We start from the raw sequence: 15,680 nt of genomic DNA on the forward strand, positions 1-15,680 counted from the left end.
TTATAAAAATACTAATAATGAAATATTTAACTGAAAGCATTTGTAGAGAAATTTCTAACATTTCCCTATTCACCTTCTAATAAAATGCGATGTTCTTAATACTAATCTGTAGGAAACCAACACGAGAAATACAGCAATAACAGGATGAATAGCCCCGAGCCAAGGTAAATTAGAAGTGATATTTGCGGTGAAATACATCATGAATACACCAAGTAACATGCTAAAAATATACCAATATGCCCAACGTGGAGTTTTAGCAAAAAAAGCTACTAAAAGCATGATCACCGGAAGATTAAAACCAAATAGATGGACAAACATCGTGTGGTTTTGCCAATGCGATGGATGGATAAAAATAGCCGCTCCAGCTAAAAAGATTTGCACCGTAATAGCAGCTGCAAATAACATGGCTAATACGAGAAATAGTGTTTTATTAAAACTTTTGTTCATTATTCAACATCCTTTCTATCTGTTGATACAACAAATATAAAAGCTAATTCTAAATAATTCATTAGCAAAGAATTAAATATTTCTTAAATAAAAACCATAAATTAGACCCTAGATTAAATAATCTGTAAATTGTCTTGACTTTTAAAGGTTTGTTTTGGTATATTTTTATTACGAAGAAGGGGAGTAGCTTTTACAGTATTGTCGTCATTACAGAACATTTTAGTTCTCGGCAATACTGGCGACTTACACGTTGTTAGCAAGACCTTTGCCATGATTGGTAAAGGTCTTTCATTTTTTTAGAGATCTTTGCCAATAATAAGTGGTAAAGATCTCTATTCTCGTTTGGATGATTATAGAAAAAGGCGAGGTATCGCTAGTCGACTTTTGCAAAATGCAATGGAGAATTAGCTTGAAATGAAGACGATCATGATACTTACCATTCCATTCGTTTTGGAGGTTGTTATTTTAAAGGAGGAAATCTGTTGGAATCGATTTGGTTGGAGTATGGTTGGACATTACTAGTATTAATTGGATTAGAGGGGTTGCTATCAGCTGATAATGCATTAGTTTTAGCGGTTATTGCAAAGCATTTACCTGATGATCAGAAAAAACGTGCGATAAATTACGGTATTATTGGTGCATTTGTATTTAGGTTTGGTGCATTATTTGCTATTTCATTTATTGCGAATGTATGGCAAGTACAAGCAATTGGGGCTATTTACTTAATTTATTTAGGTTTAAAACACATTATCCCGAAAAAAAAGAAAGAGGGAGATGCGGAAGAAGAGAAGGAAAAGGCGGGAAGTGGCTTCTGGCCAACTGTTGCCAAAATTGGTTTAGCAGATCTTGCATTTGCGATTGACTCGATTCTCGCAGCTGTTGCTTTAGCAATTGCACTACCTGATTCCCCATTAGGAGATTTCGGGGGAATGGATGGTGGCCAATTTATCGTAGTTGTCATCGCAGGTATTGCTGGTCTAGTTCTTATTAAATTTGCGGCAACATGGTTTGTGAAGTTGTTAGAGATCCGTCCAGGCTTAGAAACTACCGCATATGCTGTTGTAGCTTGGGTTGGGGTGAAGCTTGCCGTAATCACCTTATCTCACCCTTCTGTTGGTGTGTTGGATTCACACTTCCCACACAGTACGGGTTGGACCGTTGTCTTCTGGGGTATATTACTCGGAATCGTTATTGTGGGTTGGTTCCTATCTGGTAAAAATGCTCCAAAGAATCCGGAAAGCACGGAAGTTAACTAATATTAAGGAAAACAGTGGAGAAATAAACATCTATTTCTTCACTGTTTTTTTATCCTCAAAAACATACCTCTAACTACTTTTATCCTGAAAAAATAGCCTAGTTAAAATTATTAAGTTATAATATGATAAAATGTAAGTGTTTTCATTAATATACTTACTTAAAGGAGAAGCTAATAATTAAATTTATTAGCTAATTGGATCAGATTTTTCTTCAAGAAATCATCTCGTTATGTAATATAAGAAGCACATATACTTAAACAAAGAGGTGAGCTATATTAAAAAATACCTTAAAGAGAAAGTCAACCATATGAAATTACGAAATAAGCTTTTTATCTCCTTTGTTTTGGTTGTTTTTATCCCTGTTATCATTATCGGTGGTTATCTGACGAATGAGTTAAGACAAGTAGCCCTAGAAGAGGCAGAAAAGCAAGCCACCATTAATATGGAACGTGTTAAGGAGCGAACATTAGAAGTTTTAAAGGTTCCTGTCTACTTGGCTGATAATATTAGCATCGATAAGCGATTCATCCAACTAGTCAATAAAGAATATCAGTCTGTTTATGATGTAGTAGATGCCTACTGGCAATATGACACATTAAAATATTATCAAGATATGTATAGTTCGGAAATTTCGAATATTCGATTTTATATGGATAATCCAACATTATTAAACAATTGGGAAATAATCCCTGTTTCGAAAGAATTGAAAGGTAAGGATTGGTATCAGCATGCCATGAGTAAGGATCCTACTCCACATTGGCTTTATCTGAAAGATGAAACGAAAAACAACTATTACTATTTAAGTTTAGTTAGAAAGATAACCTCATCGGAATTTGACACAAATGGCCTTTTGGTCATAAATGTGAATACTAAAACGTTAAATCGAATTTTATCACAGGAATCAGAGCCGATTCTTCTTGTAGATGAAAAGAATCATGTAATTGCTACAAATCAAAAAGAATTTCGTGGGAAAAAATTGAACTCCATTCTTACTGCGCCAGAAGTAATGGAAGGGGAATTAGGGATTTTTCAAGATGTAACTTCTGACGAATCGAAGAGAATTTTTGTTGACGAAATTTCCTTAGAAAAAAGTGATAATAAGCTACGAATTATCTCCATTATTTCAGATGAGACGATCGTACAAAACGCTCAGCACTTTGGAAAAATGGGTGCCACTGTTGTGATGATAAGTGTAAGTGTTGCACTAATAATTATTTATTATCTTTCTAAATTGCTTTCCAATAGACTCATCATCCTAACAAAGCAGATTAATCAAGTAGCTAAGGGCAATTTTGAAACATCTATCGTAATCGATGGTAATGATGAAATAGGGATGCTATCGAAACAACTAGACGTCATGGTGAGTAATACAAGGAATCTCTTAGCAGAAGTATATGAATCCAATAAACAAAAAAGGTTATTAGAGAGAAGGCAAAATGAAATCAAATTTAAAATGATGGCAAGTCAAATCAATCCACACTTCCTGTTTAATTGCCTTGAGTCCATTCGAATGGAGGCGCATTATAAAGGGGAAAAGGAAATAGCGCGTGTGATCAAATTACTAGGAAAATTAATGCGAAACAGTATTGAAGTAGGTTCTGGAAAAATTAAGTTAGAAAGCGAAATAGAAGTAATTGAATGGTATTTAGAAATTCAAAAATTTCGCTATGATGAACGGTTAAACTATTACTTAGATATAGATCCTGATACAAGGGATTTTTTGATTCCTCCACTTATCATCCAGCCATTAGTAGAGAACAGTGTTATTCACGGACTAGAAGGAAATCGTTCGGGTGGGACTATACATGTGAAAACACAGTTAGTAGAAGGAGGATTATATGTAGAAGTAAGCGATAATGGTATCGGCATAACGAAACAAAAATTAGATGCCATTATAGCATCCCTCTCGGAAAAGGAAGAAAAATCCGGTGTGAGAATCGGACTACGCAACGTTCATCAAAGAATTCAACTCACGTATGGTGCCCGAACAGGATTATCGATTCAAAGTATTCCAAATGTAGGGACTAACATATCGTTTCATATAAAATGAATGGAGGGGATACAAGATGTATGAAGTAATGATCGTTGATGATGAGCGAAGAACACGCCAAGGATTAGCTACACTTGTTGATTGGGAGAGTTATGGTTTTACAATTACTAATATTGCTGCTGATGCTACTGAAGCAATGGAACTCTTTGAGAAAAGAAGACCTTCCCTTATGATTGTAGATATAAAAATGCCAGGGGTTTCGGGTATCAAACTAATCGAAGCCATTAGAAAAAAGGATCAGAAAATTTGTTTCCTCATATTAAGTGGTCATGCGGAATTTGATTACGCTAAAAAAGCCATACAATATCATGTTTCAGGATACTTGCTTAAACCAGTAGATGAAGAGGAATTATTAAGTTATTTAGTAGAGATAAAGAAAAATCTGGATCTAGAAAAGACAAGCCATCATGCAAACAAAAAAGGGAAGATAGAAAAACTTATCCAAGCTGCTCTATCAGATGAGATTACGACAGAAGCTGCGGTACAGCTTCAACAAATGATCTATTGGAACAAGTTTACTATTATACTAATTAAATGTTATAAAAAGAATGATCTTGACTTAAAACAAATGCTTAAGGAATCCTTACAAGAAAGTGTACCTTTTACGAAGGACTCTTATTTGGGAATAGTAATAGAACAAAAGGGAGAAGCCGTTACGATCCCATCTGAATTAGACAACCTCTTGGGAGCATATGGTATTTCCTATTTCTCCGTACGATCACAGGCTGTTGGCAAAGTAGAAGATTTAGCAACCTGTTACAGAGAGGCTTTAGAGTTAATGAGAAAAAGCTTTTTCTATATCGAGGATCAAATAGTAACAAAGGATTCTCTCCATATTAGGGAATATGTGGAGGAGTCTCGGATATCCTTATCAGCATTAGAGGAACAGTTCGTGTATTCTGTAGAGATAGGGGATTGGAGTAACATCCATCCACTAATTTGGAAAATAACAGCAAGTCTAGAGGCAAAAGAATACACAGAAGCAAAAATAAAAAAGCGATTTATTCAGCTTTTATCCTCCATCGTCAATACACTAAGCACAGAATATCCTGAAAAACGAGAAACATTCTCTCATAAATTATATGAATTAACAGAAATAGAATACCTCTTTCATGTGACACAATTAGTAGAATTTATTCATCAATTTATCAAAGAAATAGTCGAACTGATCGATTGCAATAAAGAAAAGATCGTTGTAAACAAAATGATCCATTTAATCGAACAAAATTATCATAAGAATATCAAATTGGATAATATTGCAGAAGTTGTCCATTACCATAAAGTCTATCTAGGTAAATTATTTAAGGCCCACACGGGAGAATATTTTAATACGTATTTAGATAAAGTTAGAATGGAAAATGGTAAGAAGTTTTTGCTACAAGGCTTCAAAGTTTATCAGGTTGCCGAAAAAGTAGGTTATTCTAATCCTGATTATTTTCATAGTAAGTTTAAAAAATATGTAGGTATGTCCCCTTCCACGTTTCGAAAAAAGAGTCAGAAGAAGGAGTTTTCTAAAAAGGAGCTGGGTTAGACAGCTCTTTTTTTGATCCATCATCAGTAAGCGCTTTCTTTGATTTTTATATGATTTTTGTGTTAATTTGTATGGTATTTTTAACTAATAGATTAAGTTAGAATTAACCTAAGAAGAAGGGGGGATTAGATGGAATTAGCATCAAAAAAATCAACAAACACTTCCAAAACAAAAGTTCATAGCTTTTGGAAGACAGCAAAAAATCAGAAAATATTATATTTGATGTCACTGCCATTTGTTGCATGGGTTTTTGTTTTCAATTATTTACCTGTTTGGGGCTGGACGATGGCTTTTCAGAACTTTCGTCCAGGTAATGCAATATGGGAGCAAGAATGGGTAGGATTTGAGCATTTTATTGCACTATTCCAAGATGAGCGGTTTTTCTTAGCATTAAGAAATACGCTTGCTATGAGTTTTCTTGGAGTATTATTTGGTTTTACAATCCCCATTATTTTTGCCATTTTATTAAACGAAGTTCGTCACTCGATATTCAAAAGAGTGACTCAAACGGTTACGTACTTGCCACACTTTGTATCCTGGGTGGTTGTAGCAGGGATTGTGACAAAAATGCTCTCGACAGATGGTGGGATTGTCAATGATTTATTAATGGGAATAGGTATTATTGATGAACCATTTCAATTTATGGCCCAAGAAAAATGGTTTTGGGGTATTGTAACGGTTTCGGACATTTGGAAGGAAATGGGTTGGAATGCGATCATCTTTTTAGCAGCAATAGCGGGGTTAGATCCTCAATTATATGAAGCAGCGAAAGTAGATGGAGCAGGAAGATTCAGGCAAATATGGCATATTACCTTACCAGGGATTCGCCCCACTATTTTAGTTGTACTAATCTTAAATATTGGCCATTTAATTCAAATCGGTTTTGAAAAACAGATGCTATTAGGTAACCCACTTGTGGTGGATTATGCAGAAGTCCTAGAATTGTATGCGCTTAACTATGGGATTGGACTTGGGCAATTCTCGTATGGTACAGCTATTGGTATTTTCAATTCTGTTGTCAGTATTTTCTTATTATTCCTAGCAAATGGTATTTTTAAGAAATATTCGAATCAAAGTGTTATGTAGGAGGAGTGTGAAGTGGCGAAAAAATCTTTAAATCAATTATCGTATAAGGACTATCTGTTTGACATCATTAATTATAGCTTCTTAATCGTTGTAATTATTGTCACTTTGTATCCATTTTTAAATGTGTTGGCGATTTCCTTAAATGATTCAACAGACACCATCCGAGGTGGCATTTATTTATGGCCTAGAGAGTTTACCTTTAATAATTATATGGAAATTATGAAATACGATAATCTCGTTACAGGCTTTTTTAATTCTGTGTTAAGAACAGTTATTGGGACGGTTTTAGGTGTATTTATCCAAGCTATGGTAGCGTTTACTTTAAGTCGGACGGACTTTCAAGGAAGGCGGTTTGTATCTACTGCAATTGTTCTCACGATGTATTTCTCTGGTGGGTTAATTCCTGGTTATATGCTGATTCGTGATTTAGGCTTAATCAACTCCTTTTGGGTGTACATTCTGCCTGGTTTAGTTAGCGCCTTTAATATCATCATCATTCGTTCCTTTATGGATAGCTTACCATTTTCCCTTCAAGAATCTGCCAAGATGGATGGGGCAAGTGATTTCACGATTTTCTATCGAATAATTCTTCCATTATGTAAGCCAGTACTTGCTACGATTGCATTATTCGTCGCTGTTGGCCAGTGGAATCAGTGGTTTGATACGTATTTATACAATAGTATGAATGAAAATTTAACCACACTGCAATATGAGCTGATGAAAATATTAGAGAACACGACAATGGGCGGGAGTCAGGATGCCAATCTGATGCGTCCAAATGAAGGCGAGCAAGCCAATATGGTATCTCCCCAATCGATTAAAATGGCGATTACCATGGTTACTGTTATTCCGATTATTTTAGTTTATCCGTTTGTTCAAAGATATTTTATTCAAGGAATGACATTAGGTGCTGTGAAGCAGTAAAACTACTGGTATTAACAGGGAACCCCTGTTTATGCAATAAATAAATGATAGGAGGAAAAAAAAGTGGGTACAATGAGAAAGCTCTTATGTTTTGTTTTTATTACGATGTTTTTATCTATTCTTGTCGCATGTCAAGGCTCTGATGACAAGACATCAAGTGAAGAGAAAGAGAAGCCTAGCACAGAAAGCTCTTCAGGAGATGAACCGGTAACCTTTACTGTATTTGATTCCGATACGAACCCTGACTGGGTAGAGGATATGGATACACCAATTGGTCGTAAAATCAAAGAAGATACTGGTGTTACCCTAGATCCAGAATTTGATATTGAAGGTGGGCAAACCAAAATTCCTTTAATGGTTGCAAGTGGAGAATATCCTGATTTAATTGTCTCAAAAGGTGCGGGACAGTTAGTCGATGCCGAAGCACTAATAGATTTAGCTCCATTAATCGAAGAGCATGCCCCAAATTTGAAAAAAATGCTTGGTGATGAAATCAACCGATTGAAATGGAGTGAAGAGGATCCATCGATTTATGTCCTAACAACTGCAGCCATTGATAACCAGGCAATGACACCAACCTACGGAGCATGGGTACAGCACGCTGTCGTAAAGGAATTAGGTTATCCTGAATTAAGGACATTAGATGATTTAAAAAATGTGATCAAAGAATATAAAGAGTTACATCCACAGATTGACGGTCAGCCAACGATAGGTTTAACAATGAATACAGATAGCTGGAGAATACAAGCATCCTTCTTAAATTCAGGGTTTATGATGACTGGGGCTGGTGATGATGGTGAATATTATGTAGATCCAGAAACGTATGAGGCTATGTTACACTATCGCCGTCCAATCGAAGAGGAAGTGTTCAAGTGGTACAATGAACTAAATGCAGAAGGATTATTAGACCCAGAAACATTTGTCCAAAAAAGTGATCAATTTGATGCTAAGCTTGCATCTGGTCGTGTGCTTGCTACCATTGGTCCTGATTATATGATGAACAGCGGACAAGAAGCATTAAGAGAAGCTGGAAAAACGGAGAGAATGTATGGTGTTTATCCAGTGACATTAAGTGAGGAGTATGTCAACCATTCTTATCAAAGCATCGGCTTGCAAGCGGGATGGGGCATTAGTATCACAGAGGATTGTGAAGACCCCGTTCGTGCTATTAAATTTTTGGATTATCTAGCATCAGAGGAAACACAAATTATGCTGAACTGGGGAATTGAAGGAGAGCATTACGAGGTCGTTGACGGAAAACGCGTGATTCCAGAAGAGGAATGGGAAAAGCGTAATAATGATAAGGATTATTTGAAGAAAACTGGTATTGGCTATAACTTCCTTCGATTTGCACCACGCTATGGAGATGGCGTTTTAGATTCAACTGGCCAGACCTATACAGTAAATACACGGGAAATCGCCATTAAAAATCAAACAGATATAGAAAAAGAAGTATTAGCAGCATATGGAGTGGAGCTTTGGAAGGATTTATATCCATCTGCAGAGGAATTTCCTGTTAAGCCTTGGGGAGCTGCCTATAATATTTCTATCCCTGCTAATTCAGAATTACAAGGCTTGAATCAAAGAGCACTGGATATTACGAAGAAGCTTGTACCAGAAGCTGTATTGGCTAAACCGAATAATTTCACAAATGTGTGGGATGAATTTATGACGTCCTTGGAAAATGCAAATATTGAAAAAGCGGAAGAAGAATATACAAAGCTTATTCAAGAGAAAGTGGAATTATGGAGTAATTAAGCTTATTTCATTCAATCCTCGGAAAGAATACAGTCTTCCCGAGGATTGTTAACATTGGAGAAATGTAAAGCGCGCTAACTATGCAAAAGGAAATTTTCGTTCACAGCGTTACATTCACAATGCTTAACTCATGAAAACGAATAAAGGAGGAAATATAAATTTGGAAGGAAAAATAAATGTAAAAAAAAATCATTTATCTAATTCAAATGCAAGTTATGAAGCAAAAAAATTATTTGAATATATCTGTGGAATTTATGGAAATAACATTCTTTCAGGGCAACAAGAATCCGATTGGAAAGCACCCGCAAATGATGAGCTAGATTATATTAGAGAAATAACAGGTAAACTTCCTGCGATTCGTGGTCTTGATTATATCAATGAAGATTATGAAGGTGTCAATAAGCGATCAATTGAATGGTGGGAAAAAGGCGGGATCGTATCTATATGCTGGCACTGGGGATCACCACCAAATGGGATAGGATATGAATCCTCTAAGGGAACGATTAATTTGGAAGAGGCATTAACAGAAGGAACAGATCTATATAATGGTATGATTGCTAAAATGGATGATGTTGCAAAACAACTTAAAAAGTTGCAAGATGCTCGAGTACCAATTCTTTGGAGACCATTTCATGAATTTGATGGAGCTTGGTTCTGGTGGGGAAAAGGTGGCTCGGAACAATTTATAAAACTTTGGCGACTAATGTATGATCGTTATACTAAATATCATGGTTTGAACCATTTGATTTGGGTGCTTGGTTACTCTGGAAAAATAAAAAATGGCTGGTACCCAGGAAATGATTATGTTGATATTGCCGGTGCAGATACTTATAACTCAGGACCACAGACTGAATTGTATCAAAAGGTTATTGACATAGTAGGTAAGAAAATGCCAGTAGCTTTTCATGAATGCGGGCCAATTCCAAATCCTGATGAGATGATAGAAAATGGGGCAAAATGGGTGTGGTTTTTAACATGGCATACCATTCACATTAAGGAACAAAATACTCCGAGTTATTTAAAGGATGTATATAATCACGAATATGTAATTACGTTAGATAAAGTGCCTAACATGAAATTAAGATAGATAGTGATTTTCTTTTGGCGCTATTTTGTAAGCGTTTTATATAGGCGATTAATTTTGTGGAGGTAGTTAATAATGATAAGGTATTTGTTAAATAGAATAATTATTCTTCTATTTTTTGTTACTTTGGTACTAAGTTTAGCTGAATCAGGTGTTGTATCAGCATACGCGGAAACGGGAAACGAAGTTGATGAATTAAAACTTGAGGCGGAAGAAGCTACATTAAGCGGACTTACCGTGCAAGATGACATGCCTGGTTACTCTGGAACTGGATATGTTGGTAATTTTACTGAAGATGATGCGAAAGTTACTTTTACTATGGATGTGCCTGACAAGGCTTTATATAACTTAACTGTTGGTTATGGCGGAATATATGGTGGAGGTAAACATGCAAATATTCATTTAAATGGGGAGGCCTTTACTTCCTTCGAATTGGGAGAAGGTTTTGGAGAATCCCCAGTAGGAAAAGTATTACTAAATGAAGGATCGAATACTATTGCCTTTACACCAAATTGGACACACTTTGCAATTGATTTTATTAAGCTATCTTTGGCACAACCTTCAATTGATCATGAAGTGAAAAAACAATTAATCAATCCTAATGCAACGACAGAAACGAAGACTTTGTTTAGCTATTTAGTGGATAACTTTGGTAAAAATATCATCTCAGGTCAACAAGATGATGCTAATAATGATTTAGCTGATGTCAAATATATTAAAGAGTTAACAGGAAAAACGCCAGCTATTCTAGGCTTAGATTTGATGGATTATAGTCCATCACGTGTCGAAAGAGGAGCAGTTTCTCATGATGTTGATCTCGCACTTGAATGGTCTGAGAAAGGGGGAATTGTTGCATTTGCTTGGCATTGGAATGCACCTAAGGATCTGTTAGATACGGAGGAGCAGCCATGGTGGAGTGGGTTTTATACAGATGCAACAACGTTTGATGTGGAATATGCCATGAATCATCCTGAATCAGAGGATTATCAATTACTCATTCGGGATATTGATGCAATCGCTGAGCAATTAAGGCGATTACAAGAGGAAAACGTGCCCGTTCTATGGAGACCATTGCATGAGGCAGAGGGCGGTTGGTTTTGGTGGGGAGCGAAAGGACCAGAGCCAACAATAAAGCTATGGAAGGTAATGTATGATCGACTAACGAATTATCATGAATTAAATAATTTAATATGGGTATGGAACTCTGTTGATCCAGCTTGGTATCCAGGTGATGATTATGTCGATATTGTTAGCTTTGATTCTTACCCAGGTGCATATAATTATTCCCCACAAAATAATAATTATGAAGCACTTGTTGATCTTTCCTCTAATAAAAAGCTAATTGCGATGACGGAAAATGGGCCAATCCCAGATCCAGACATGTTAGACCGCTACCATTCCATGTATAGTTATTTTACAACCTGGATTGGTCTAATTACAGAAAATAATAGCAAAGAGCATTTACAGAAAGTATATAATCACGAAAAAGTAATCACATTAGAGGAATTACCGGACTTAACGACATATGGACAGGAGAAAAGTTCTGATACCAGTCTGCAAAATTTAACGGTTTCTACAGGACAGCTGAGCCCTGGCTTTTCCAAAAATGTAAAGGAATATACGTTAGAGGTTGAGAAAACAGTGGATGAAATCATATTGTCACCTGTTGCTAATTCTCATTCTGCAACTGTTACGATTAATGGTAATACGGATTTGACTAAAGGGATTAAGCTCCAATCAGGCGATAATATTATTCACATTGAAGTAACTGCAGAAGATGGAACAAAGTCTAAATACTTAATCCGTGTAAAAAGGCTGACAAGCTATTTGTCATTGGATTTAGTAAAGAAAAGTGATCATTATGTTTTACCTGATAAGAGTATCGAGAATCTCGATATCAATGGATTATTAGAATTGAAGATACCAAAGAATACTGATCATTTACAGATTGTCTTCAATCACGAGCAAATGAAAAGCTTAAAAGAGAAAAATAATAAAATTCATCTAAGAAAAGATGATCTTCGAATGAATTATAATATGAAATTATTCCCATCGGATTCACCACTAACTTTATCGATAGAAAGAATAGAAGAAAAGGCATTAGAACATGGGGAGCATGCCACAACAAAATTATATGATTTAAGATTTGAGCAAAACGATCGGGTTATCAGTCAGTTCTCTTCTAGTGTTCAACTATCCTTCTTAATGAAAGAACCTAATGACAATCAAAAAATTTATTATTGGAACATACAGCAGTCAGAATGGATAGGGATCGGTGGTAAAATCGAGAATAAGTGGATAACAGCGGAAACAGATCACTTTACTATCTTTTCGGTATTTGATGAAAAAGAACTCTCGCAAGCATCTGATCATGATAAGCAAGTGGAGCACAAAACAGATGCAAACGACCAACCCTCCACAGATCAAAAAAAAGACAAAATGGATAAAGAAGTAATAGGGATGGAGCAAGGTAAGCTGACCACTGATGATTCAAAAAAGGAACAATCACTACCTAATACCGCGACATCTATGTATAATTGGTTGGTAATCGGAGGAATTACCCTTCTATTTGGTATTGGTGCCCTCTTATTCAGGAGATTGAAGCGCAACTAATAGTAGTAAATCCACCCGATTATGGGTGGATTTACATCGATTTAAACAAAAAGTTTTAGTGAAGGACAACTTCATGAATGATTTTCATCTCTTCATGATCGAGCATATTTTTATTAACGACCTTTTTAATCGGCTTATTCATATTTTCTCTAAGATCGTTTACTTCATCTTTATCTCCAACAATATAAATCTGCTCCCAATTCAATCCCTTAGCAAATCGATCCAATGTAGAGGCAAGGCTTTTATACCAACGATAACGGTTTGCGTTAAACCTTTCCTTGAATTGCTCTTGTTTTGTACTTTTGCCACCACTTCCCATGGATACACGAGCACGGTGTGGTCCTGAATGTTTTTTCCAGTTTTCTGTTTCGATGTCTAATTCGAATATATGTGAGTCTTTAACGGTTCCAAGCTCTGTATCTAAAACCTTTACGGCTTCCTTTTGTGTAAGAATAATTCCTGTTTTAGGGAATTCGTTATACATCTGTTTTAATTGGTCAAGCTTTGCAGAGTCGCTCCATTCAAATTCTGATTGAACAGGCATTTGAAATTTTTCTGCAAACCAGATCGAATCATCCGCTGTGGCGAAGATGACTACACTTTTAGCAAGTTCTAATTCATTTTCCTTCATATATTTTTCTACTTTTTCTTTCACGGCCCAGTAATTCCGCTTCTCCTCAGAATTACCATCCTCTTGTAAGTAGTTATCAAAATTTTTTAATCCATTCTTCAGGTGGATTTTCCACTCTCCGCCTTGTTGTTCAGGATCTGCTGGGTCTGTATTTAAGTACATGGTAAAAACGCGATTGGGCTTCTCTAGATAAATGGATTCTAATTTCTTCATTTCCTTAGCGATATTCATTTTATTCTACCCACTCCTTCGTTTAATATTAGACCTTCCCTTATCTGTAACCTGAAATCGATCCATTAAAACATATGAATAATTTTCCTGTCCAAAATTTTCCATAAGAAATTAGGAATAGGTTTATCAACATTACAAAAGCTACATAAGAAAAAGGAGGTGTTTGGTGTGGAACATATAAAAATGATGGCAGTAAAGTTTTTCATTAGTTTAGCACTCCTCTATGTAATTTTAGGTATAGGTTACGATGTTTCGTTTGGTAATGTTTTTCTCATTACATTAGTATTAGGAGTCTTGTCATATATTCTTGGAGACCGAATAATTTTACCTAGAACGAATAATACGGTTGCGACTATTTCTGATTTTGTTTTGTCTTTTGTCGTTATTTATTTGATGACAGATGCATTAACTGTTGGGGATGATGTTTTACAAGCGACGCTCATTTCATCAATTGCCTTAACAATATTTGAATATTTCTTTCATAAATACGTTGCATCAAATCTGGATGATCAAGAGTCAACTACTGATATGAGACCTAGATCCATTCAGACAGAATCCGCAGAAGAAATCCATCCCATTGACAACGAGAAGAACGAGGAATAGAGGAAACGAGAAGGGCCTTTGCTCTTCTCGTTTTTTAACTTTTCTTATTGCGATAATAGGTGACGATTCCAATGATGATGAGTAGTAGAATGGAGATATAAAATCCTGGTCGGATGCTTTTTTCACTAAGTGTACCAATAACCGTAATACCTAACAACAAAATTCCGAATAACCCAACAAAGGATTGTAGCTTATTTCTTTGTTTTTGTAATTTCAAGGACGAAGCGATAATACATGCCCAATTGTACAGCAGTAATATCCCCGCCGCTGTGGTGATGTATTCGTAAATTTTTTCTGGCAGTAGCAATGCGATGATAATAGATGCTAGTAGCCCAACAGTTGCAAGAGCTAGTGACGGTAGTGGTAAGTTTTTAAATTTTTTGATCTTTTTTTCAAAAAGTGGAGGAGCATCACCATCTTTTGCTAAAGTTACGAGAAGTGTCATGACACCAAACAAGGTAGCGGTCATTGCTGAAAAACCTGCTATGATGATAGCTGCATTAAATCCATGCTTAAAGTAAGACAAATGATAATCAGCTAGTGCTGTAATAAAAGGACTCTCATTAGGATCAAATGCTTCGACTGATACCAAAGTGACAGATAGACCAATGGAAACAATGTATATTAATGCTAAAAGCAGGAGCATCATTTTTCCCGCTTTTGGTGCATCTTCTTTTTTCTTTAATCGAATCGTCATTAATCCGATTACTTCAATTCCGCCGAAGGCATAAAAAGCATAAATGAGTGAGGACCAAAATCCTTGCCATCCACCAGTGAAAAGCTGTTTCAAGGAATTTGGAATCCCAGGTTGTTTGACATTGGTACCAGTAAACCAACCGAATAATGCCCCAAATGCCATAATAATGAATATGATAATAGCAGCTGTTTTAATAACTGCCAAAATGTCCTCTACCTTATCAAATCCTTTTGTTCCGAGTAATACCACTAAAATAGCAAGAATAGAGTAGATGGCAGCAAAAACCCATAGTGGGATATTTGGAAACCAAAGCTGTGTTAAGATAGAGAGAGCAATAAGTTGACTTCCCATTATTAGAATACTCGAACTCCAGTAATTCCATCCACAGCTGAAACCTGCCCATTTACCAAATGCTTTATTGGCATAGTAGCAAAATGAACCTTCTTGAGGGTCATCTGCGGACATCTTGGCAAGAAAATGGAATACAATATAGGTTCCAAGTGCTGCTAAAATAAAGGAAAAAACGATGGAAGGGCCAGTAAGGCTAATCCCAATACTTGAACCGAGAAAATAACCTGTTCCAATGGTGCACCCTATTCCAGTTAAGGAAAGCTGCCACCATGTCAGATCTCCTTTAGTAGAGGATTTTTGTCTTGTCATCCGATGCATGCTATAACTCCTTTACAATAACATGATCCTTATTGTACCCAAATCGTTTTAGAAAAACTCATTAGAAGAGCTTGAGTGAAGAAGCTTAAAAAAACGCATT

At 36.0% G+C, this 15,680-nt stretch carries 12 protein-coding genes; 9 read left to right on the forward strand and 3 right to left on the reverse strand.

Features of this window, described 5'->3' with window-relative positions; translation table 11 throughout:
• Positions 1 to 69 precede the first annotated feature (69 nt).
• Complete coding sequence (locus ACZ5N5_RS09295; protein WP_464373679.1) at positions 70 to 447, reverse strand: DUF6220 domain-containing protein; 378 nt, start codon at positions 445 to 447, stop codon at positions 70 to 72.
• A 482-nt stretch (positions 448 to 929) separates the two neighbouring features.
• On the opposite strand from ACZ5N5_RS09295, the gene ACZ5N5_RS09300 reads away from it, so the two are divergent.
• The 8 genes from ACZ5N5_RS09300 (at position 930) to ACZ5N5_RS09335 (ending at position 12,749) form a co-directional block, all read left to right on the forward strand.
• Positions 930 to 1,703, forward strand: coding sequence for a TerC family protein (locus tag ACZ5N5_RS09300; protein WP_109985757.1), 774 nt, complete (start codon positions 930 to 932; stop codon positions 1,701 to 1,703).
• A 307-nt stretch (positions 1,704 to 2,010) separates the two neighbouring features.
• Positions 2,011 to 3,753: a sensor histidine kinase gene (locus ACZ5N5_RS09305; protein ID WP_464373680.1), complete on the forward strand. Its 1,743-nt coding sequence runs from the start codon at positions 2,011 to 2,013 to the stop codon at positions 3,751 to 3,753.
• Positions 3,754 to 3,769: 16 nt separating this feature from the next.
• A complete protein-coding gene (locus ACZ5N5_RS09310; RefSeq protein WP_464373681.1) occupies positions 3,770 to 5,284 on the forward strand; it encodes a response regulator transcription factor in 1,515 nt (504 codons plus the stop codon).
• A 129-nt stretch (positions 5,285 to 5,413) separates the two neighbouring features.
• The gene (locus tag ACZ5N5_RS09315) at positions 5,414 to 6,370 is read left to right on the forward strand and encodes an ABC transporter permease (protein WP_464373682.1); all 957 of its coding nucleotides are present in this window, start codon (positions 5,414 to 5,416) and stop codon (positions 6,368 to 6,370) included.
• Positions 6,371 to 6,382: 12 nt separating this feature from the next.
• Entirely contained in the window at positions 6,383 to 7,294 is a 912-nt protein-coding gene (locus ACZ5N5_RS09320) for a carbohydrate ABC transporter permease (protein ID WP_109985761.1), read from the forward strand.
• 72 nt (positions 7,295 to 7,366) lie between these two features.
• Positions 7,367 to 9,052 (forward strand): ABC transporter substrate-binding protein, encoded by a 1,686-nt coding sequence (locus ACZ5N5_RS09325; protein WP_464373766.1) that lies wholly within the window; start codon positions 7,367 to 7,369, stop codon positions 9,050 to 9,052.
• Positions 9,053 to 9,212: 160 nt separating this feature from the next.
• Positions 9,213 to 10,139: a glycosyl hydrolase gene (locus tag ACZ5N5_RS09330; protein ID WP_464373683.1), complete on the forward strand. Its 927-nt coding sequence runs from the start codon at positions 9,213 to 9,215 to the stop codon at positions 10,137 to 10,139.
• 72 nt (positions 10,140 to 10,211) lie between these two features.
• The gene (locus ACZ5N5_RS09335) at positions 10,212 to 12,749 is read left to right on the forward strand and encodes a glycosyl hydrolase (protein WP_464373684.1); all 2,538 of its coding nucleotides are present in this window, start codon (positions 10,212 to 10,214) and stop codon (positions 12,747 to 12,749) included.
• Positions 12,750 to 12,804: 55 nt separating this feature from the next.
• Here the strand turns inward: ACZ5N5_RS09335 and ACZ5N5_RS09340 are convergent, their stop codons facing one another.
• Positions 12,805 to 13,611 (reverse strand): VLRF1 family aeRF1-type release factor, encoded by an 807-nt coding sequence (locus ACZ5N5_RS09340; RefSeq protein WP_464373685.1) that lies wholly within the window; start codon positions 13,609 to 13,611, stop codon positions 12,805 to 12,807.
• 168 nt (positions 13,612 to 13,779) lie between these two features.
• Here ACZ5N5_RS09340 and ACZ5N5_RS09345 point away from each other — a divergent pair, with 168 nt between their 5' ends.
• Entirely contained in the window at positions 13,780 to 14,214 is a 435-nt protein-coding gene (locus ACZ5N5_RS09345; RefSeq protein WP_054788196.1) for a DUF2512 family protein, read from the forward strand.
• 34 nt (positions 14,215 to 14,248) lie between these two features.
• Here the strand turns inward: ACZ5N5_RS09345 and ACZ5N5_RS09350 are convergent, their stop codons facing one another.
• The gene (locus tag ACZ5N5_RS09350) at positions 14,249 to 15,571 is read right to left on the reverse strand and encodes an amino acid permease (RefSeq protein WP_464373767.1); all 1,323 of its coding nucleotides are present in this window, start codon (positions 15,569 to 15,571) and stop codon (positions 14,249 to 14,251) included.
• Between the last annotated feature and the right edge of the window lie 109 nt (positions 15,572 to 15,680).

It is taken from the genome of Gracilibacillus sp. JCM 18966 (assembly GCF_055392695.1).

What these genes read in the sequence shown, in the direction of transcription:
- ACZ5N5_RS09305 (WP_464373680.1), top strand. Translation starts at nt 2,011, where the DNA reads ATGAAATTACGAAATAAGCTTTTTATCTCCTTTGTTTTGGTTGTTTTT.
- ACZ5N5_RS09340 (WP_464373685.1), bottom strand. Translation starts at nt 13,611, where the DNA reads ATGAATATCGCTAAGGAAATGAAGAAATTAGAATCCATTTATCTAGAG.
- ACZ5N5_RS09315 (WP_464373682.1), top strand. Translation starts at nt 5,414, where the DNA reads ATGGAATTAGCATCAAAAAAATCAACAAACACTTCCAAAACAAAAGTT.
- ACZ5N5_RS09335 (WP_464373684.1), top strand. Translation starts at nt 10,212, where the DNA reads ATGATAAGGTATTTGTTAAATAGAATAATTATTCTTCTATTTTTTGTT.
- ACZ5N5_RS09350 (WP_464373767.1), bottom strand. Translation starts at nt 15,571, where the DNA reads ATGACAAGACAAAAATCCTCTACTAAAGGAGATCTGACATGGTGGCAG.
- ACZ5N5_RS09310 (WP_464373681.1), top strand. Translation starts at nt 3,770, where the DNA reads ATGTATGAAGTAATGATCGTTGATGATGAGCGAAGAACACGCCAAGGA.
- ACZ5N5_RS09325 (WP_464373766.1), top strand. Translation starts at nt 7,367, where the DNA reads ATGAGAAAGCTCTTATGTTTTGTTTTTATTACGATGTTTTTATCTATT.
- ACZ5N5_RS09295 (WP_464373679.1), bottom strand. Translation starts at nt 447, where the DNA reads ATGAACAAAAGTTTTAATAAAACACTATTTCTCGTATTAGCCATGTTA.